This window comes from Alcanivorax sp. IL3 (genome assembly GCF_047495465.1).
GTDB lineage: Bacteria > Pseudomonadota > Gammaproteobacteria > Pseudomonadales > Alcanivoracaceae > Alcanivorax > Alcanivorax jadensis.
The window spans coordinates 1,912,593-1,931,083 of sequence record NZ_CP179931.1 but is presented as its reverse complement, the minus strand read 5'-3'; the positions used below and the strand labels follow the sequence as shown (position 1 = coordinate 1,931,083).

At 46.2% G+C, this 18,491-nt stretch carries 16 protein-coding genes; 4 read left to right on the top strand and 12 right to left on the bottom strand.

Annotated features, from left to right (window positions below; all coding sequences use genetic code 11):
* Window positions 1–355 precede the first annotated feature (355 nt).
* Entirely contained in the window at window positions 356–1,174 is an 819-nt protein-coding gene (locus ACMG4M_RS09005) for a pyruvate, water dikinase regulatory protein (protein ID WP_035244330.1), read from the top strand.
* A 210-nt stretch (window positions 1,175–1,384) separates the two neighbouring features.
* Here the strand turns inward: ACMG4M_RS09005 and rffA are convergent, their stop codons facing one another.
* Window positions 1,385–2,533, bottom strand: a complete 1,149-nt coding sequence (rffA, locus tag ACMG4M_RS09000; RefSeq protein ID WP_414429841.1) for a dTDP-4-amino-4,6-dideoxygalactose transaminase — start codon at window positions 2,531–2,533, stop codon at window positions 1,385–1,387.
* 347 nt (window positions 2,534–2,880) lie between these two features.
* Window positions 2,881–3,153, bottom strand: a complete 273-nt coding sequence (locus tag ACMG4M_RS08995) for a hypothetical protein (RefSeq protein WP_414429840.1) — start codon at window positions 3,151–3,153, stop codon at window positions 2,881–2,883.
* Between the two features lie 424 nt (window positions 3,154–3,577).
* On the opposite strand from ACMG4M_RS08995, the gene ACMG4M_RS08990 reads away from it, so the two are divergent.
* Both ACMG4M_RS08990 and ACMG4M_RS08985 read left to right on the top strand, forming a co-directional pair.
* Window positions 3,578–4,606, top strand: a complete 1,029-nt coding sequence (locus ACMG4M_RS08990) for a hypothetical protein (RefSeq protein WP_414429839.1) — start codon at window positions 3,578–3,580, stop codon at window positions 4,604–4,606.
* Window positions 4,607–4,639: 33 nt separating this feature from the next.
* Window positions 4,640–5,206, top strand: coding sequence for an aspartyl/asparaginyl beta-hydroxylase domain-containing protein (locus ACMG4M_RS08985; protein ID WP_414429838.1), 567 nt, complete (start codon window positions 4,640–4,642; stop codon window positions 5,204–5,206).
* 9 nt (window positions 5,207–5,215) lie between these two features.
* Here ACMG4M_RS08985 and ACMG4M_RS08980 read toward each other — a convergent pair whose 3' ends face one another.
* Genes ACMG4M_RS08980 through ACMG4M_RS08965 form a run of 4 tightly spaced genes read right to left on the bottom strand, consistent with a single transcriptional unit; the run spans window position 5,216 to window position 8,380 of the window.
* Window positions 5,216–6,049 carry a hypothetical protein gene (locus ACMG4M_RS08980; RefSeq protein WP_272998417.1) on the bottom strand — a complete coding sequence of 278 codons (834 nt, stop codon included), beginning with the start codon at window positions 6,047–6,049 and terminating at the stop codon, window positions 5,216–5,218.
* On the bottom strand, window positions 6,042–6,788 hold the full coding sequence (locus tag ACMG4M_RS08975) for a hypothetical protein (RefSeq protein WP_272998416.1): 747 nt from the start codon (window positions 6,786–6,788) through the stop codon (window positions 6,042–6,044). The genes ACMG4M_RS08980 and ACMG4M_RS08975 overlap by 8 nt, the downstream gene beginning before the upstream one ends.
* 3 nt (window positions 6,789–6,791) lie before the next feature.
* Window positions 6,792–7,709, bottom strand: coding sequence for a hypothetical protein (locus ACMG4M_RS08970; RefSeq protein WP_272998415.1), 918 nt, complete (start codon window positions 7,707–7,709; stop codon window positions 6,792–6,794).
* A gap of 38 nt (window positions 7,710–7,747) precedes the next feature.
* Window positions 7,748–8,380 carry a sterol desaturase family protein gene (locus ACMG4M_RS08965; protein WP_414429837.1) on the bottom strand — a complete coding sequence of 211 codons (633 nt, stop codon included), beginning with the start codon at window positions 8,378–8,380 and terminating at the stop codon, window positions 7,748–7,750.
* A 45-nt stretch (window positions 8,381–8,425) separates the two neighbouring features.
* On the opposite strand from ACMG4M_RS08965, the gene ACMG4M_RS08960 reads away from it, so the two are divergent.
* Window positions 8,426–9,442: a lysylphosphatidylglycerol synthase transmembrane domain-containing protein gene (locus tag ACMG4M_RS08960; protein ID WP_339840365.1), complete on the top strand. Its 1,017-nt coding sequence runs from the start codon at window positions 8,426–8,428 to the stop codon at window positions 9,440–9,442.
* On the opposite strand, the gene ACMG4M_RS08955 is transcribed toward ACMG4M_RS08960, so the two are convergent.
* From ACMG4M_RS08955 to ACMG4M_RS08930, 6 genes are all read right to left on the bottom strand, one after another.
* Window positions 9,384–10,208 carry a phytanoyl-CoA dioxygenase family protein gene (locus ACMG4M_RS08955; RefSeq protein WP_272998411.1) on the bottom strand — a complete coding sequence of 275 codons (825 nt, stop codon included), beginning with the start codon at window positions 10,206–10,208 and terminating at the stop codon, window positions 9,384–9,386. The two genes, ACMG4M_RS08960 and ACMG4M_RS08955, sit on opposite strands and share 59 nt — an antisense overlap.
* A 116-nt stretch (window positions 10,209–10,324) precedes the next feature.
* A complete protein-coding gene (locus ACMG4M_RS08950) occupies window positions 10,325–11,989 on the bottom strand; it encodes a hypothetical protein (protein ID WP_414429836.1) in 1,665 nt (554 codons plus the stop codon).
* A 170-nt stretch (window positions 11,990–12,159) separates the two neighbouring features.
* Window positions 12,160–13,686 (bottom strand): hypothetical protein, encoded by a 1,527-nt coding sequence (locus tag ACMG4M_RS08945; protein ID WP_272998409.1) that lies wholly within the window; start codon window positions 13,684–13,686, stop codon window positions 12,160–12,162.
* A gap of 95 nt (window positions 13,687–13,781) precedes the next feature.
* Window positions 13,782–16,226, bottom strand: a complete 2,445-nt coding sequence (locus ACMG4M_RS08940; protein WP_272998408.1) for a DUF6160 family protein — start codon at window positions 16,224–16,226, stop codon at window positions 13,782–13,784.
* A gap of 2 nt (window positions 16,227–16,228) precedes the next feature.
* Complete coding sequence (locus tag ACMG4M_RS08935) at window positions 16,229–16,954, bottom strand: hypothetical protein (protein WP_272998407.1); 726 nt, start codon at window positions 16,952–16,954, stop codon at window positions 16,229–16,231.
* Window positions 16,955–17,046: 92 nt separating this feature from the next.
* The gene (locus ACMG4M_RS08930) at window positions 17,047–18,342 is read right to left on the bottom strand and encodes a hypothetical protein (protein WP_339840358.1); all 1,296 of its coding nucleotides are present in this window, start codon (window positions 18,340–18,342) and stop codon (window positions 17,047–17,049) included.
* Window positions 18,343–18,491: the final 149 nt, after the last annotated feature.

The following is an 18,491-nucleotide window of genomic DNA, read 5'->3' as shown; positions in this document are numbered from 1 at the left end:
GGTACGACTTTGGTCAATCCCTGCATCTGTGGCTAGTCCTGCCCCTCTCGGGAGCACTATCCCATTGAAAATGAAAGGGTATTTAACCTGCGGACCAGCCTATGCGGCGCAGTTTAGAAGGATGTGAAGGCAGGGACAACGCCCAAGGCAGGATTTACCGGATTTGAGCGCCAACTGCCCACAGATAGCACTGGCCCCTAACCTCTGCGGGCTCTAGACTGTCATCATTGAAAACAATGACTTACAAAACCCCGTAGGAGCGGCGCTTGAGTCGCGAATATGCCTGGCAAGTCGTGTGTTGAGCAATTCGCGGCTCAAGCGCCGCTCCTACAGGCACAGAAGACGGCTGAAACCAATGAAAAGAACGGCATTCTATCTCTCAGATGGCACCGGAATCACCGCAGAAACCCTTGGCCACAGCATGCTCAGCCAGTTCGGCGATATTGAGTTTGTGCAAATCACCCTCCCCTTCGTCCAGTCCGATGAACAGACCCGGGAAGCCATCGCTCGCATCAACAGAGCGTCGGTAGAGGATGGCCAGAAGCCCGTTGTCTTTTCCACCCTAGTCAATAACGACCATCGCACCCTCCTACACGGCTGCGACGGACTGGTACTGGATCTGTTCGGCGCCTTTCTGAACCCCCTGGAAGACGAACTGGGCGTGCGCTCCAGCCACAAGATCAACCAGAGCCACGCCATCCGCGATGCGGAGTCCTACCGCATCCGTATCAATGCCGTGCATTTTGCCCTGGACAACGACGACGGCGCCCGCACCCGCCACTATGATCAGGCGGACGTGATTCTCATTGGTGTTTCCCGCTCCGGCAAAACCCCGACCTGTCTCTACTTGGCACTGCAATTTGGCCTCTTCACCGCCAATTACCCCCTCACTGAAGACGATTTCGACGACCTTCGGCTGCCGAAGCCGCTGGTCGAGCACAAACAAAAGCTCTTCGGCCTCACCATCAACGCCGACCGCCTCAGCGCCATTCGCAGCGAGCGCAAGGCAGGCAGCAAATACGCTTCCCTGCGGCAGTGTGATATGGAGTTGAGAGCTCTGGAAGCCATGTACAACAAACACAACATCCCCTACCTGGATGCAACGGAGCTATCGATCGAGGAGATTAGCACGCGGGTGTTGGCAATGAAGGGGCTGGAGCGGCGGTTGCAGTAATCGATTTCCGCCGAGAAGTTTGTTTTGCGGGCGAATTTCGGGGTACTCGATTGCGACTGCAAGCAGGCCCCAGCAGCCTGTCTCGTTGCCGAGTTAATAAACCGGGCCTTTCGTCTTCACTGGGTGGGGCACAACTCACCTCAAAGCGAAGGGTTCTGAATCTATCCCGGCATAATGTTTTTTCACAATGTTTGAACTCACCCCGCACGGCTATAATACCTTCAACCCTTCCTTTACCTTATCAATCACAAACGACTGCTCAACATCGGTCAGTGCATAATAAAGCGGTAGTCGCAACAGACACTCAGCCATGCAATCGGTTTCCCGCATACTGCCAGCGACTCTGCCATAGCGTCGTCCTGCCGGAGAGCTGTGCAGAGGAGCATAGTGTGACGCAGCAGTCACACCTGCATCCGCAAGGCGTTGCTGCAAATTTACACGACGACGCCCATCGGGCATTTTTAAGGCGAAGAGATGGCCATTGTGACCACAGTCCTCTGGCGATTTGAATAGAGCAACACGGTTCAATTGACAGTCCGGCGACAAAGACACCTGGTATCGTTCCCAGATATCCAGCCGCCGCTGTGTGACCACCTCCGCCACTTCAAATTGCACAGACAGTGCAGCAGCCTGGCAGTCGCTGGGGAGATAGCTGCTACCAATGTCTTTCCACTCATAGGTACAGGCTTCACCGCGCAGAAAAGCCGCTCGGTCAGTTCCTTTCTCACGAATAACTTCCGCACGTGCCAGCAGGGCCTGGTCGTTGATCAATAGGGCCCCACCCTCACCTGCGCTCGTCAGATTTTTGGTCGCATGGAAACTGAAAGCACCCAAGTGGCCAATTCCCCCCAGCGGTTTGTCTCTCCATGTGGACATCAGCGCTTGGGCAGCATCTTCAATCACCCAAAGTCCATACTCCCTGGCAATGCCCATAATGCTAGTCATGTCGCAAGCGAACCCACCATAGTGCACAGGTACAATGGCACGAGTCTTGTCTGTGATCGCGGGCTCAATCAAGCGCGCGTCCAGATTGGCGGTATCAGCGCTAATATCGATAAAAACTGGTCGAGCACCACGCAACACAAAGGCATTAGCCGTACTGACAAAGGTCCAGGAAGGCATGATGACCTCATCCCCGGGCCTGATGTTTATCAGAATAGCTGCCATTTCAAGCGCATGGGTACAGGAAGGCACCAGCAGGGCAGCCGAGCCAATATATTCCTTCAACCATGTCTCACAGAAATGGGTGAAAGGACCATTCCCGGCCAGCGCCCCGGAAGACATTGCGGTCGCCATGGCTGCCAGCTCTGGCCCCAAGTACAAGGGACGATTAAATGGCACCCGGTATGCGTCAGTCATTGCCCACCCTCCTGTTCCAGTAAGTCGACAAGGTCCTGGCCGTAGTCCGGAGCCTTAAGGTTCCCTCGCAGCTCCATCAACTGCTCGGAGCAAATCCAACTCGCCCGCCAGGCAATTTCCTCGAGACAAGCGATCTTCGGTAGCTCACGCTGCTCAACAGTACGCACCATGTTTGCTGCAACAATCAGGCTTTCAGGTGTGCCGGCATCCAGACAAACGAACCCTCTTGCAAAGACCTCAGTATACAATTCCCCCTGTTCCAAATATCCGCACATGACATCAACAACCTCTCTTTTGCGCCTCGAGCTGAAGGCTTTAGCGTTACAGCAATATCCAATGCCCTGTTATTAAGAAAATAGAGACCGGTAATCGCATGAATGGAGACTAGCTAGGAAGGTTTTTTCCTCAAGCGTCAGGCCATTGCCTGCTTCGTCAAACGACACGACACCAAAGCGCTGGGGGCCTTTCAATGGATAAGCAAACAAGGTCAAACCAGACACCATGGCGGAAACACTGCGCAGGAGCATGTAAAGCCCTTGCCCAAGGACGATATTGTCGCCCCAAAAGGGCATGCTGGCGCCATTCCATTCCAGTCCAAGCAGCCGCAATAGCCAGTGCATCAGCAATTCCTCCAAGCGTTTGCTGCTTAAAGATAGTCAATAGCACAGACAACGGATAATAGATCATTGGCTTGTCTTAAACAGGCATAAATGCTTGGATACACCCAGCGTTATTGGGTGCAGTCGAGAGCCCGGCCCACCCGCGAACAGCATACCTTTCCGAGCTGTTGTTTTGTCATTGTTTAGCGTAAGGCCCATCAGGTAAATCGACCAGCTTCGACATGCACATCAACATCCTAAATAAAACGCGCCAGTATCACGCACCCCCTGCCCAACTGCACCTGTGGCCGCCAATTCAGTGCCAGCACTTTGGTTCCATTTAATGTAAAACGCCAGTCATGACTAGGCCAATCCGGCCTCCCTAACCTGTCATTAAAGTCGCGCCAGTTAGATCATTCAGGCAAAATCAACTCAAGTCATTCGAATGGATTTGCGATATGCGCCTGAAACCAAACAAATCGGGACAGGAGGACGCGTGATAGCATCACAGTTACCAGCCAACAGCGCGGAATTCCACAAAATTGACAGGATCGCCGAACTAAATTTAGACGCTTTGAACATCTATGACCGCTACAGGGGGCACCCACAACTAAGCAGTACCGCCCATCAGCGCCTTTTCAAGCACGAATTAGTTTCTGCCGTTGAATCAGGAGGCGCCTGCAGTACCATCAGCAGCAAACATGAAATAGTCGCCGCCTGCGCTATCAAACCTCTTAGCTGGGATACTCAGCACTTTGGTCTATCTATGGCTAAGCTCAGTCTTGCCGCAGCCTCTGGCTGCCCCGCTAGCGCTCTCAACAACTTGCTCCGTGATACCTTGCGTGTCGCAAACCAAAAAGACAATAGCCTGCATATATCCTGTGAGGTAGACATCGACGACTACCTCTGTCTGAATACCCTACTCGATCTGGGCGCAGAAATTCTTGACATCAAACGCGAATATCGCTGGACATCACTCAAGGGCATCAAAGCACCGAAATTCCTATCCCAGGTGCGTGAATATGACTCACATGACAAACCGAAAGTAATGCAATTAGCAGTACACAATAATTTCGAAAGCCGCTTTTCCCGCGACACACATCTTGCAGCGGCCAAGACCCGCAAGCTTTACCAGATCTGGCTTGAAAAGCTTCTCGACGGTAACGAAGCCAACAGAATTGCCCTAGTGATTGAAAAGAATGGCCGAGTCCAGGCCTGTGGTGCCATAGAACAACAAGATCTAAACTATGCTGGTGTCGATGTGCAAACGATGAGCAACGGTATTTACATATCCTCCCCAGATGCAATAGGCAGCTACTACCCCATTATTTACAGTCTGGCCGAGCACGCGCTGGCGCGATTTGATTCCGTACAAACTTGTGTATCACTGAATAACCGCTCAGCGAGTCGGGTTCTTGAGAGAATGAATACGGGAGCAGAGTCGACCCGTTATGCTTTACGTCTTAAATTATAACCTATAAATATAAATCAACCGAAAAGCGGACCCATGTTCCTCGACGCAACTCGCTATCCATACTTGAAACAGCTTGCTGACAATGCAACCCAGGTCAGTGATGAGTTACAAGCAGCCCTTCAAAATAATAGCCATGTGAAGAAAGCGCTACTCACAGATATGGCTATAGACTTCCCCTCCAATCAATGGACTTGGGATAACGCCATTAACACAGCAGCGGTCGGCTATGACCTACGTGAAGGCAACTACACAATGATGAGCCTCTACAAGACAGGTCATGATCTACACGCAATCCAAGGCGCCTTTCCTAAGACTGTAGATTTACTGCAAAACGTGAGCGGGATCGAGTATGCCTGCATTTCCGCTCTGGGACCCAAGGCACATTTAGGTCTTCATTCCCATAATCGACAACGACACATTTTCCATCTTTTGCTCAACGACTTGAAAGGCGGTAACTGTGAATTAATCTGTGATGGCAAGCGCCACGAAATAGCGTTTATGGGGGATACCGCATTGTTTGACTACAGCCTTCCACACGAAAGCATAAGCCATGCTGACAATATTCGATTCAACCTTATGGTAGACTTTGTAACTGAGTAATTTATGACGCTACTTGAGAAACAGCTTTAGCGTATCCATATGAAAGTTTCTTTTACCTTCATTGATATTCCCTGTTTTGGGGCCGATAGTATTAAAGAAGTAAGAAGAAACGGTCCCATTTTCCTCGTAAAAACCATCCATGGCATTTACCAAGCCGTATTCATTATTCAATCGAGAAATCACTGAGCGAGCGTTCTCATCAAAAGGGTCAGGCCGATCAAGATATTTTTTAATATAATCCGGCGTCCAGAAAATCACCTTAGCTCTATCACCAAATTCAGTTAATTCACATAGCCGGCAACTACTTGCAAACGGCCAACAGAATCTTTGTGCAACGTAATCTTTGTGTACTTGGCGCTCAAGGTAATAATATCTTCGCCTAATAACTCGCCCTCTGGGACCATATTCATAATTGATACCTGGTCTAGTTCCTAGTTCATCGATTGAAAATGGCAAAGTTTTAGGCTGACCAACCAGCCTGAAAGATTCAGAATTTTCAATCAAACGATAATGGAAGCCAACCTCCGGCTCCTCGTCCCCTTTGAACTTAACACTAAAAGCACAGCCGGTATGCGAACCAGTACGAACCTTTGAGGACTCCCAAAGGTGGTAGTACTTCATGAAGTCATCAGCAGTTGGAAGAAATGCCTCGACATCGCCCGCATTAATTCTTCTATATATAGAAAAATAAAACTTTACACTGGAAATCTTGCCGTTTAGAAAATTCAACCCAAAATAATTCATATCAGGATATTCAGAAACTCTGAGAGAATTGAATTTCTCGTAAGCGGCAAGCACCATCGAATGGTTGGCCATTTTTTTTATAGTATCGTAATCAGTCATCTCTACGACAAAAACTCCAAAGATAATATAAAAAAATCTCTTTAACCCTTTTTATTCCGACCCGAATTCGCATCCCGGTACTGTATACACTGGTTTTGCCAGGAAATTCGTCAACAGTTATGGGAACCTCCCTAATTTCCCTCTTTAACGTTCTGGCGGTATGCAAGGCAGGTGAAGGGCAATCATCAGAGACATTCAGAAAAAAAGAAATAGCTGCAGGAGAAACAAGCGCCATGCTTGTATTAACGTCATGAACTGATAGACCAAAGACAGTTTTTGCAAAACCATTGAAAACCTTTGTCAAGGCCACTCTTAAAATTGAAACACCATTTCTTTTTTTCCTCCAGGCAGCAACAACAGGGGCCCCATTTTTAATTTCAAGTATAAACTTAGGAATATCTTTAATATTACCCACCATATCAGGGGACATCATAACCACAAATTCTGCCTGGGATAAAAAAAATCCATAAGCTATAGCCTCGGCATGAGACAAAGCTGCATAAGGAGAGTTCCATTCAACGCGAACCGAGTTAGCAGCAAAATCAAACCCCGAAAACGAAGAGGGGTAAGCTTTTAGCCCATCAATTATTCGCCACACAACCTCTATATCAAGATTACTTGCAAAATCATCAAGCTCCCGAAAAAATGAATGCATTATTAGCAAATCAGGATCCGCGCCCGTCAGCACTACAAGACGAGAAAAAGAGACTACGGCCTCCCCACTACTCTCACCAGACATATATTAAAGTGTCCCCCAGAAAGCGGTTTTCTTTATATGAAAGCCCCCATCAGAAAGATAAAAATCAAGGCCAACGTCAAACTTGATATGAGAAAAAAGCTTCTTGTTATTCTTTATATAATTAATAAAAGCGGCTGCATAACCATGTGTGGACAGAAAAGAAATAAATTCATCAATATTAAGATGTAGAAAATAAAGGCCAATTGCATTATCTTTGTCGGCAACAAGAGCATCACTAAAAACCGAATTTCTGCAATATTCATAACAGCATTCAAGGAAATCGTATGATTTTAACGGCGGCTCGGCAGGGAATTTCATAGCAGCAAGACAATAAACCCGAGAAAGCAAGCGATGTAATATTTTGCCATCAAAATACCCCCAGTAATTATTCATTTTCTTTGGTTTATCGCCCACATTCCAAAGAGAAAAGGAGCAAAATCTTGGGTCATTCCGATCAATAATCAAGCCTTTATCTTCAAAATAAAAAGGGTCTGACTTAGGGTCTAGTAAAGATTTATACACATTGATATCAGAGAGGACACCGTCAGTTATATTCATCGAAGTAAGGTAAAAATCCGCGTCACCACCTATCTCCGGAAGATCAATATCAATTGCGTAAAAACTCTCAGCAAAATCCACAACTGAAGACAGTGAGTTTTTCGGATACTTAGCGGGGTAATAAAAATAAAACTCTAGCGAGTAACCCTTAGCATCTTTTCTTACACCCCAAAGAACTTTATTAACCCCAAACCATTGGCGGCATTTACTCGCTAAATCTAGACATTCATCACCCAGAGAGAAAAGTGAAACCACTTTAAAGAATAAAGCTGAAAGAGGAAGAGACTCGGGCTCTGCATCGGCCGGCGTGTACTCAAAAAAATTCACGTCATAATAGCGACCATCTGAACGAAATAAGCTCATCGTAGATTACCTGTTAATTCACCTTGATTACCCAATGGTCAATAAAACGTCCCAAAAGCTCTGTCACCAAGTGTGGAGGTTAAGCCATAACAACTATTAGGGTCAGTCGAATGATGATGGCGATGAAGCAACACAAAGCGCTTCATAAATTCTGTTCGATGACGTATCTCACAATGGCAGATCAAGTGCCCCAGCTCAACAAAAGCCCCAAGCATTAAAGATGCAAGTGCCAGTGAAAATGAAAGACTCACATTACTTGAAACAACCAATGTAAAGACAAAAAACACAATAGGCGGTATAGATACACCTTTATATGTGATCAATATTCTCTTGAGGTCGCGGGGGTCTTTATGATGCTTCATATGTTGGCGCCATACATCACCTTTTATTCTAAACCCTAGAAATGGGATCTTTTTTGCATGATAGAAAAAGGCATGGGTCAACCACTCAAAAATTCCTCGCAACAGAAAAAACCCAGAAAAAATAAAGATATCCCATAACGTCCAACCAGCGATAGACTTGCCAGTTAAAAAGCTTACTAACAAAAAAATAGTTGCCCACGATCCGCTACCACTGAAAAAAAAACGAAACATTTGAAAGTATGTTCTTGGCACTTTAGACATAACAACTACACTAAAATCATACCAGAAAGTTGATTGATTTTTTTGCATATTAAAAGATACAATCTATGGGGCGATATAGAACTTGAGCACTTCATGAAAAAACGCACATTCTTTCTCTTGGTGATGTCGCTTGGCATCGGCGCATCGATCCCGGTTTTTTTTGGTGGAACAGCAGCTTTATCGCTCTTAGCGGAGACATCTCCTCTGGCGATTTCTATGCTCATATCACTAGTGATGCTTACTTGGCTCTTTAATGCCTCCCGTGTTTTTTTATTGCTGAATGATGACGAAAAAAAACTGAGTTTTTTCAAGGCATTGGCATTGATCATTGCGTGTGATTTCTCTGTCAAAGTGACGCCCGCAGGGTTTGGCGGCCCTATAACTGCTATAAGTTTCTTAAGAAAAATGTCAATTCATCCCACAACAACTGTTGTCGCTTTTTCCTTGCTTTTTTTAATTGACGTTATTCTCATGCTGGCGTCTTCCCTAATTCTTTACATTGTCAACCTGCAAAAATGGGCGGAGGCAGGAGTTACTTTGAACATGGCAATGACGACATTTTCTTTTATTTTTTTCATTATAATGTTGACTGCTCTTATCTGTTATAACCGAAAATTAATTATTGCCGTTGAATGGTTGTTATATAAAACGCACGGTACACCACGTTTCAAAAGATTCATAACAAGACAATATGTTATGATGAAAAGAGCGTGGAGGGCTTTGGGGGCCACTCCAGTCACCATAAAAACAATGGTCTCTGCTAGCTCAATATTATATTGGCTTACTCAGTTTTCTATACTCTATGCCTGTTTGCACCTACTCGATGCTGATATCACCTGGGTCACAGTAGCAGTTGTCCAATTTATGGCTATGGGCGCTGGACGTTTGACATTACTACCTGCTGGCTCAGGAGGGCTCGAGGCCGTTGCAACGGCGCTATTGATTTTATGGGTTCCCCCTACTACCGCTGCAGCGGCTGTGCTCCTTTGGAGAGGCACAACTTTGTTTCCGGCACTAGTTTTAGGAGCACTTTCGATGTTCGCACTCGGCATCAACTTGAGCACTTCCAAAAACGCATTTCCAGAGAAACGCGCGTTTTATCTTCGTTAAAATTGACCGCTCCACCATGTATCAGATATGGAGAAAAAAGCATTGCCTCTCCTGGCTCTACTTTTGGTCTTATCATATCAAGAACATTATCTTCAATCACTGCAGCTGGAACACTATACTTAACACCGTCAACCACTGCCCCCACCTTTGTTCTAGGAATCTCGGACTCCTGCCACAAATGACTGCCTGGAACGAGAGAAAGCGATGAGTTTTCATCACTCCCCGCTAATGGCAAATACAAGTTGATCGCATTCCGTAACCGATCTAACCAGACATCTTTATGGGGAGGGTTGTTATCCTTAAGGGGAAAAGGGCGAACGAGGCGAACGAAGAAACGACCTGATGCAACTTGAGAAGAAATTTGACTTGAAACTAACACCCCACAGTGGTTACTGATTAGCTCATCCAGGATAGTATGACTGATAGGAAGATTATGAAGGCTACCCATGCTCTTTAAAAAAGCAACGACTTTAAGGTGTGTATCTTGATCGGTACAATATAGATGATAATTTTCAAGCGCAAATTCTTCGGACTTCACATTGCAACCTGCATATATTAATCCTTTCAACACTAAATCCGAGATGCCTTCCACCAATAAAGCAAGATCTTCTCGGCTGAGCATTTTAATTACAGAGAAACCAAGCTCTTTCCATGAACAATTTTCCGATAAGTTATCATCTGAATCAATAAGGCATAAATCATTACCAACAACAATCGGGCCAGATACGTTAATAAAAACATCCATGCCATTAATTGTATATATCATGTAGCTGCCATTATCTAATATAAAATAAAGTTACATTTCTAAAATCAATCAAAAGCAATCCGCATTAAGGTAAAATGCATTTATAGATCCAAAGAAGAAGAAACTATTTACTTACATCAGTTTGAAGATTTGTTATATTCAAGCATCCAATCCCGCCATGCATTATTAATTTTTCTCTGGGTAAGTGGTGGAATCAACCGGATATCATTTTCTGGTTCGTAAGACTCAATATATGAAAAAAGATATAGTTCGTAGAGCAGACCATTATATTTCCAAGTAAAGGGATAATTATTAATTGGCATTAAGTCCACATATAAAGCTCGTTTTTCACCGTCTCGAAAGTCTGGCTCTCCAAAGCGTAAGTAGCTATACATTTTATTACGAGAATGCTGAATAAAAACCTGTCCATTTAAAAGAAGATGAAAAACCATGTACGTTGTCGCGGGATAACCGACGGTTACATGTGATGGTATGTTATTAGGGTCAATATTGTAGTAAAGAAAAGGGTCTTGTATTACCAGCTTATCAATTCCATAGTCCATGTTTAACGTGGTTTCTATGGTTTCTGACATCGATTCCCTGGCGGCCAAGGCATCACGTGAGTGATGTATAAAAATCTCCTCCCATTTAGCATCAATAATCCTGCCTGCCACCCAATAAAAGCCTTTCTCTTGGATTTTATTATCTATCTGGTTTAACTGCCTAAAGCCGTCCAAAACCACAAAAGCAGTAAAAACACCAATTATTATTAACTTAACGTAATTAGCTGGAATAAAATTATCTATTTTACTGCATGTCCATGCAAGAAAGGAGGCCCACAAGATTATCAAAACAGGAAGTAAAACAAGAGTATAGCGCTCTTCAAACTTTGCCAAATCAAACATGACTGTGAGCTGAAGACTCAACATCCAAGCTAGGCCAGCCAGCAAAAAAGGCCAGATACGCCACACAGGCCGATAAAGTAAGCCAAAAATTGAAGGAATCAATATTAGCCAAGTATAGGTTTCAAGAATTTCCCACTTGCTAAGATTAAAGGGAATTTTTTCAAGGATTTTTGTTAACTCTGTTCGCCAAAGGCTATAGTCTGAAAAAGCAGGAAGCTGAACAATTAGGAATATACAATAGAAAACTCCTGGAGCAATAATTATTGCAGCCTCTTTCCAGCGCATCTCCTTAATCATATAAAGCCAAATAAAGCCTAAAAAGAATATCCCTTCGGGTCGAATAAGAGGTAAAAGTCCAGCAGCAAGTGCCAGTAAATAGTAATGATTACGGGTGAATGCCCACAGAGCAAAGCAAATGAAGAAAGTAGCCCAAGACTCCCCATAAAAACTTAACGTAGTAAAAACAAAACGTGGAATCAGTCCCATGACAAGGATCGCCGCGGTCATAATTGTTCTGTTTATACCTAAACTTCTACCAGCCCCCCATAGAAAACAAAGAGCCCCCCCCCCCAGCACGGCATGCATACTCCTGGAAAAGAATAAGTCTGCACCGGAAAGTGATATTATGAGGCCATCCAGAATCAAAGCACCTGGCAGCACAAAATTATATGAGTAAAGTGACGGGTCAAGCCAAGCTGATCTAGCTAGAAAAAAACGATACGCATCATCTCCATAAAAAACGTTCGTACCATTGATAATATCAATAATCCACCAAGTGTCCCCTCCGCTAACAACCCAGGCGAGAAAAATATAAAAAATTGAAAAGACAAGGAATAACAATATCGCCTGCCATTTCTTTGAGCCAAATATGCTGGTGAGACCACGCGAAACTTCCACGCTAAAACCTCTGCAAAATGAAATAACTCTTAAAACCATCTCAAGATTGGAGCTTTGAGTCGAGCCTAAGACCTGAAAATACCACCCGACACCGCAACCATTCAGCTAAGAATTATTACACCTAAGCCGCTACTGATTGAGCCTCACTGACGATTAAGCATGCTTGGATACTAACAAAATCTAGCCGAACCGTAACAATTCGGCGTGACATTCTGGGCACCAAGCTTCAAATTTTCCAAAGGGAAAACTACTTCGCGTGGTACGTTAACAGTGCCGATAGGCAAAGAGCCACCCAGGCAGGCATTCAACCCATTACAACGAATTCCGTAAGGCTCGCCATTTCGCGTTCCCAAACCACGGAAAAGCGCACAATTGACACTGGCTGTGGTGCAATTAGTCCCTGTACCAGCATTGCCTGTGGCGCCATTCAGTACTTGCAACAAAACATCATTAGTCAATGCCACTTCGTTCGCTGGACTAATACTTCCGATATCGATTTCATCTTCAAAAGCCAACCACCAGCCCTGCTGAGCCACAGTAGCTGCACCGGGCCACAACACGTCATTGGACTGCATTGACAAAGAAAATGGGTTGTCGATATCAAGCTTATGAATAAATCCCAAGCTTTCTACAATCGGCACATCAGCGGTCAAGCCCGTTATGGTCCCGGTAACTTCCTTGTCTAGATCCAAGTCAATACCAAGTCCGAGCAAGTTTTGAACATTAGCCTGCATCGGGCCTGCAAAGTTAATAGGGTTAATTGTAGCCGCACCCTGTAGATTGACCTCCGTCAATCGTTTCCCTGAAACTGTAGTAGGATTTGTAACTACATTTGCTGTTGCTGAATCCAGAATTAAATTGTAATCAGTCGAGGTAACACCTACGACATCGTTAATTATGCCGAGAACAGTCAACCAGAGGTTGCCAGTTATCGGTTGCCCCAAACCTGCATAGTTTTGCCCATTGAAAGTTGTATTGGCATAGCTCATAGGGCGTGACGTCGTTTGCGCCACCCCCGTCGCTGAACCGATTTCCATGTAGCCACTCAAACTGTTGATACCATTGTTACTATTCGCTTCAGACATACCTTCTGTCTGATCACCAAAAGTCATCATCCCAAATGCATTTTCGGCACTTAACCGAATTCCCATGACCTCCCTTAACGTAGCGGTTTGATCATTCTTAATAGCGAACTCAAAGAAAGGACGAGTTAACAAAGCAGAGGACTCGGGGCGGTCAGTTGACCAATTGCGGCCACTCAGACTTACTCGATCAATGTCGATATCACAATATTGGCCATTAATAGCACCTGCAGTGCAGCCTAACTGTAACTTCTCGATATTTAAATTCAGTTCTAATTCAGCATCTAATCCTGCTTTATAGAAAGTGACGTCAGAGGATGATCCTGCTCCAGGTGTTTTATTCATTTGTAGAAGAGCCTGACCAGAAACAGCAGAAAGTTCGCTATCTTTCATTTCGGTCATTGCAATAGCAACAGGAGAGATTAGCGAAAGCATTAGTACTGCAGGCAGCAGCATAGAGTTAAGTACCAACCCGGAAACTTGGGAGAAACTTTTTTTATGTAATAGAGAACCAATACCAGAGAGATTCATGAGCATGCCTCGAGCGCGAGCAGTTTCCTTCTTTTTCTGAAAGAAAACTGATCGTTCAATTATTATTTTCTCTCTTTTAACCATCTTCGAGATCCGTTAAGAGAATACTGTTAACGCGGCTAATCCCTATTTGCTTTCTGCAGAAGAGCAAGCCATTGGCAGCCAATATTCGACTCAAATTAAGGTGAAAAGGGTACCGCGGCGCTTTGTGGCTCCAAGGTAATGCTGGAATGAATCTGAGCGGAGGGGATAACCATGCCCCCAAGCCTAGCATCACCCAGCATAATGCTATCGATAATGACGGGCTGCCCGGCATTAACACTGGAAATTCCTGGAACGGTATCGAGAATATCAGTTAGGTGATCTGCCGCGGCGTAGCCTAACTTTATATTGTTGGCAATTATCATCTTTGGCTCAGGGCTCGCAGCTCTTTCCCCAGTGCCGACAATGTCCACCCTGCCCTCCGTAAAAGCAAAGTCGCCAGTAATATTGGCAAGCCTAATTGCTGCTTCAGGCTGGCTTGGTTCAGCGATAGAAAGGTAACTACCGCAATTCGTATCACCAAGAGAACCACAATTAGACAAGTCAGTAGTGGCCCCCGACATGCCATCGCTATGGCCAGCACCAAGGCTCAAAGCACCGCTATACCCCAAATAGTTATTGCCTGCAGTTGAAGCAGGATCAGATGGTGAAAAACGTAGATTTACCAACCCCTCCAAATTCAAATCCAGGTTGGCTCCATTGACTGTCTGAGCGCGAGTCGTGCTATCAGGGTCGTAGTCGGGATGGCCAGGCAACAAGCCTCCACCAAAAGTGGCACGGTAGTTGAAGCGTGCTTCAGGGGAAAAGATATCGACACCACCGGAGTAATAGTCGTTTCCAACCTGTGGTTTTACCCAGATCCGGGTATCGTTACCAGCCACTACAAAACTTGAACTCATAAAGCCAATGCCCATGTTGGCTTCAGTATCAGCAATCATCAGATGTGTGCCGTGATCCCAGTTCTGTGTTTGAAGCTCATTGCTGGCATCTAGGGTTTGTGATTTGAGCAAGATATCAGCAATAATGCCATCTCCGCCGACATAAGAAGCCGACCCGGAATCATAACGACTGCCGCCGGGATACAAATAAAAGTTGGCATCAATATTTGCCAATGAATAGATGAGCCCCCAATCAAATTCTCGGGTATTTACTGTTTCTCCATCTGACTGCCTCTCAAGAAGCCGCACTTTTCGAGAGTACGCTTGAAGTTGCCCGTCGCGAACAACAATGGCTAGAGCCCCTGAATCACCGCCATGGGTAAAGCCGTAATAATTGCCAATCCGCCCAGGCTGAATATTAATAAACTGCCCACCTGCACTAGCACAACCAGCAGCCTGGAAATTGGTTCCATGGCCCCAGCAGAGTCCGCCCGGGCCCTGCCCTGCTCCATTAATCACATCTATTGCAATCAAAGGAAAATAGTGCGCCGATGGTTTTCGCTCTGTCCGTTCGCCCCACATAGTCCAGTCACCAAGCTCAAAGTTGACTCTGGACCGATCTACGCTTGCAACATCTGCAGTTTCACCAAGCTTCCAGCGAAATTCGTTTTCCGCAGAAAGGAAGTTATTCGCAGCAATGTCGTCGAGATTCACATAATCCCATTGGGAGCTAAAGCGTAACCCTTCCGAAGTCACAGCATTTACACCATTGGGATCAAAAGCACCGGCAGTCGCTCCTTGCCAAACACCGCCTGACATCCACTTCAGTTCAGCGTCACGAACACTGCCCAGAAAACCAAAATGCATTAAACCTCTTGCGTTATTGGTAATGCGGAACTCTTCCGCACCAACTTTCTGCCCATAGATTAAATCGAAGTCCAACGCTAAATTGATCAAATCTGAAGCTTGGATGTTCGAAGACGTTGGTATTTCTGATGAAGGCCCAGAAACTGCGTTTGGGTCAAACGGGTTACCTGCCCGATGCACGATAGACTGATCCTCAACCCCCAAGGTGCCTTCCTGAATTTCCCAACGAAGAGCGAAATCATGCAGCGCTATCCAGTGATTAGTATCGTCTCCTTGACGATAGAACAGATCACCATCACGGATTTCACCCAGAAGATAGGCCTTGTTATAGCCCATGTTCAAAATGCCATTATTAACAAGGTCGATACCACCTTCGAAGTCGAAGGCAAATGTCCCCATGGAACGAGTGTTGCTCGCGGAAGGAATAGTCAATGAATCAGTGCGCACACGTATACGATTGTCTGTATGAAGACCCAGCGCCATCAGGGGCACACCATCTCCGGCGGTACCAGCGTCAACCGTAAAAGTAGCTGCAGCCGGATCAGAGCCTGCCAAAGTGCCATCACTTTCGACCCCTGTGAGATCAATAGTATTGAGACTGAGTTCTGCGGCGTCAGGCTTCCATTTAATACTATCTGCGCTCCAACCCTCTGTTGCTTCAAGGTTTATGGTCAACCCGTCCTGCCCAGAAACACCTGCTAGGGCACTGTCATCCAAGGCCTGCATGGCTGAGCAAGGAACAGCTGCGATCAGCAGTGATGCTGACAGACCGCCTGTAAGTAACGGACGGGTCAACTGAATACAAACGCGTTGTGTTGTTATTCTGCGTTTTCTCATGCTCAGAACCCGTACATGTAGAAGTTGCCGCCGATGGCAATACCGGCTTGATGACCATTGTTATCGGCTATTTCAAAACCCAGGAAAGAGCCAAAATTATTGGCCTGCCAGCCTGGAGCAGCAGTCCAGCTATCACCGGCTTGCGGTTGATTGTATTCAACAGCAAGGCCCTCAACATACATACCCAGAAGTACATCGTTATAACCAGTGCTAGTGCCCGGCTGCCCAGGAGAACCTGCAGTATAAATACCGCCAGTTTCTATGTACTGGGCACGAACCGCAGGAGAGTTATCGATCCACGTGGTGGTGCAATCACCAAAAAGACAAGCCCCTGATTCATCCCGGAATTTTTCATCATTCAAGGCTATTGCTTTATTAGCTGTGCTGACACCGTTGTCGGCTACCGGATCTCCGCCCAGAAAAGCAGCATCCAAGCTCAAGCGATTCATCACCACTGAGGCATGCCCGTTTTTAAATACCAGCCAACCAAAGTCGCGGTTTTCGAGCTGCAATGCGAGACGACAATTCTGATTAGCAAGACTTGTCCCTCCATTTGGAGCGCTGCAGCCAAATGCGCCACCTAACGCCGCGCCCTGATTCACACCAGGTGAGGGATCACTGTTGTAATAATACTCCAGGCTGATAAGAACACCTTCCTGACCAGTGACGGCACCCATTTCAGAATCATCCATGCGCTCCAGTGCATAGCCCGGGATAGCAAAAAACATTGAGATTCCTGCAACTAGCGCAGCCCAAAAGGCTTTGCCTCTCACAACAGGAGAGGGCGATATGCTGAATTGAGTGCTCAGAGCCCTATTCATCATTGCCCTGCTCCCAAGGTGGTGATTTTCATATGGTGTATTCGCATTCCTTCAATACGAGAAATACCAATATTTGTGACATCCTGAGTACTGGCAGTGACGCCAGCCCCCGGACTTGGTTCAGTTCCCCCACCAACGAAATAAATGCCATTGTTAGTATCAGTGGCACCGGGCAATCCCGACGGGCCATTTAAATCAAAATCAGTAAAGTCGCCCCAACGAACATAGCCAAGAGTATCTTCGTTAGGGTTCTGGATTTCCCCGTTACCATTAATGTTGCAGGGACCATCACAGTAGAAATCCTCATAAACTGCAGCAATATTGGGAATTCGGGTTAATTCGATAATAAAATTACCACGCTCGCTGCCACTTCTTACTGCATCGAGAGTCAATGCCTGGTAGTGCAATTGTCCAAGAGGCAGATAGGCATCAACATTTTTGAAGTACATGCCTTCATTATCTTCAAAGTCCGGCACCCAATGCAGGCGATCTTCAGAGTTTGCTTTCTGACGCACAGAGAAGCGGAAGTCGCCCGAAAGAGCACTTTCGTAGTTAATGCCAAACGTATTGGAGTCAGCCCAAGGGTAGAGTGCTGAGTCCATACCGGTGGTGCGCATCAGTCTAAGTCGAGCGGGCCTGCCATCTGTCGTTACCGGTTTGCCGTGGATTATGGTCTGGCTCTGAAGGAAATCGGCACCACCAACGTTATAGCTATTATTGAGAGCACCATCGGCCGGATTGTTATTTAACCGATCCACCTCAAGCTCACCCCAGAAAGACCAGCGCCAGCGGTCAGTATCGCTGGGGCCTATCAACTCCATCACGGTAGGCATATTTGCAGGGGTGCTGAGGTAAGCGCCCGAATAGTCATAGCCTTCGTATTTGTAGGCACGCAAGACGTAGGGGTCGTAAATGGAGGCAAAGGCACCGATTCCCCCACCATTGTCCGTACCCATTGGACAAGCAAGGTGATCATTGCCGAAAGCCCCGCCGGAGCCACAGCCTGAACCATGCCAATCCATACCGGCGATTTGCTCTCCATTGGTAATGGAAAGGCCGTAGTAACGGGCATCACCCCGTTCCCAACCTGCACCCTGTGCTTGGGTTCCGGTCAGTTCTATATAGCTGGTAGGTGCAAAGCGAAAACTGAAATCATCCATGGCAAAGGCCAAACCTGCGCCCTGCACATCAGACAGCGAGGAGTCATCCAGCTCTTGCAGAGCTATTACCTGGGAAGCGCCGAGGGTGAGGGCCGCTCCCAGCAGCAAGTGGGAAAGGGAGTTGTTGCGCCGCACTGTGACCTCTGTTTTGTTGTTATCAGTCTGGCCGTAAGGTGCTTGAGGCAGGACTGGTGACTTATGCCACAAGACTACACAGCATGATAACGATCGACAACATGTGTTAACACAAACACTACACGATGTTAGGTTTTAATTTTCAGTTA

Coding starts and splice junctions, on each gene's coding strand:
- ACMG4M_RS08995 (WP_414429840.1), bottom strand. CDS start 3,153: ATGCACTGGCTATTGCGGCTGCTTGGACTGGAATGGAATGGCGCCAGC.
- ACMG4M_RS08935 (WP_272998407.1), bottom strand. CDS start 16,954: ATGTTTTTTGCTATCCCGGGCTATGCACTGGAGCGCATGGATGATTCT.
- ACMG4M_RS08955 (WP_272998411.1), bottom strand. CDS start 10,208: ATGATATATACAATTAATGGCATGGATGTTTTTATTAACGTATCTGGC.
- ACMG4M_RS08985 (WP_414429838.1), top strand. CDS start 4,640: ATGTTCCTCGACGCAACTCGCTATCCATACTTGAAACAGCTTGCTGAC.
- ACMG4M_RS08960 (WP_339840365.1), top strand. CDS start 8,426: ATGAAAAAACGCACATTCTTTCTCTTGGTGATGTCGCTTGGCATCGGC.
- ACMG4M_RS08970 (WP_272998415.1), bottom strand. CDS start 7,709: ATGAGCTTATTTCGTTCAGATGGTCGCTATTATGACGTGAATTTTTTT.
- rffA (WP_414429841.1), bottom strand. CDS start 2,533: ATGACTGACGCATACCGGGTGCCATTTAATCGTCCCTTGTACTTGGGG.
- ACMG4M_RS08945 (WP_272998409.1), bottom strand. CDS start 13,686: ATGGTTAAAAGAGAGAAAATAATAATTGAACGATCAGTTTTCTTTCAG.
- ACMG4M_RS09005 (WP_035244330.1), top strand. CDS start 356: ATGAAAAGAACGGCATTCTATCTCTCAGATGGCACCGGAATCACCGCA.
- ACMG4M_RS08940 (WP_272998408.1), bottom strand. CDS start 16,226: ATGAGAAAACGCAGAATAACAACACAACGCGTTTGTATTCAGTTGACC.
- ACMG4M_RS08980 (WP_272998417.1), bottom strand. CDS start 6,049: ATGACTGATTACGATACTATAAAAAAAATGGCCAACCATTCGATGGTG.
- ACMG4M_RS08965 (WP_414429837.1), bottom strand. CDS start 8,380: ATGCAAAAAAATCAATCAACTTTCTGGTATGATTTTAGTGTAGTTGTT.
- ACMG4M_RS08975 (WP_272998416.1), bottom strand. CDS start 6,788: ATGTCTGGTGAGAGTAGTGGGGAGGCCGTAGTCTCTTTTTCTCGTCTT.
- ACMG4M_RS08990 (WP_414429839.1), top strand. CDS start 3,578: ATGGATTTGCGATATGCGCCTGAAACCAAACAAATCGGGACAGGAGGA.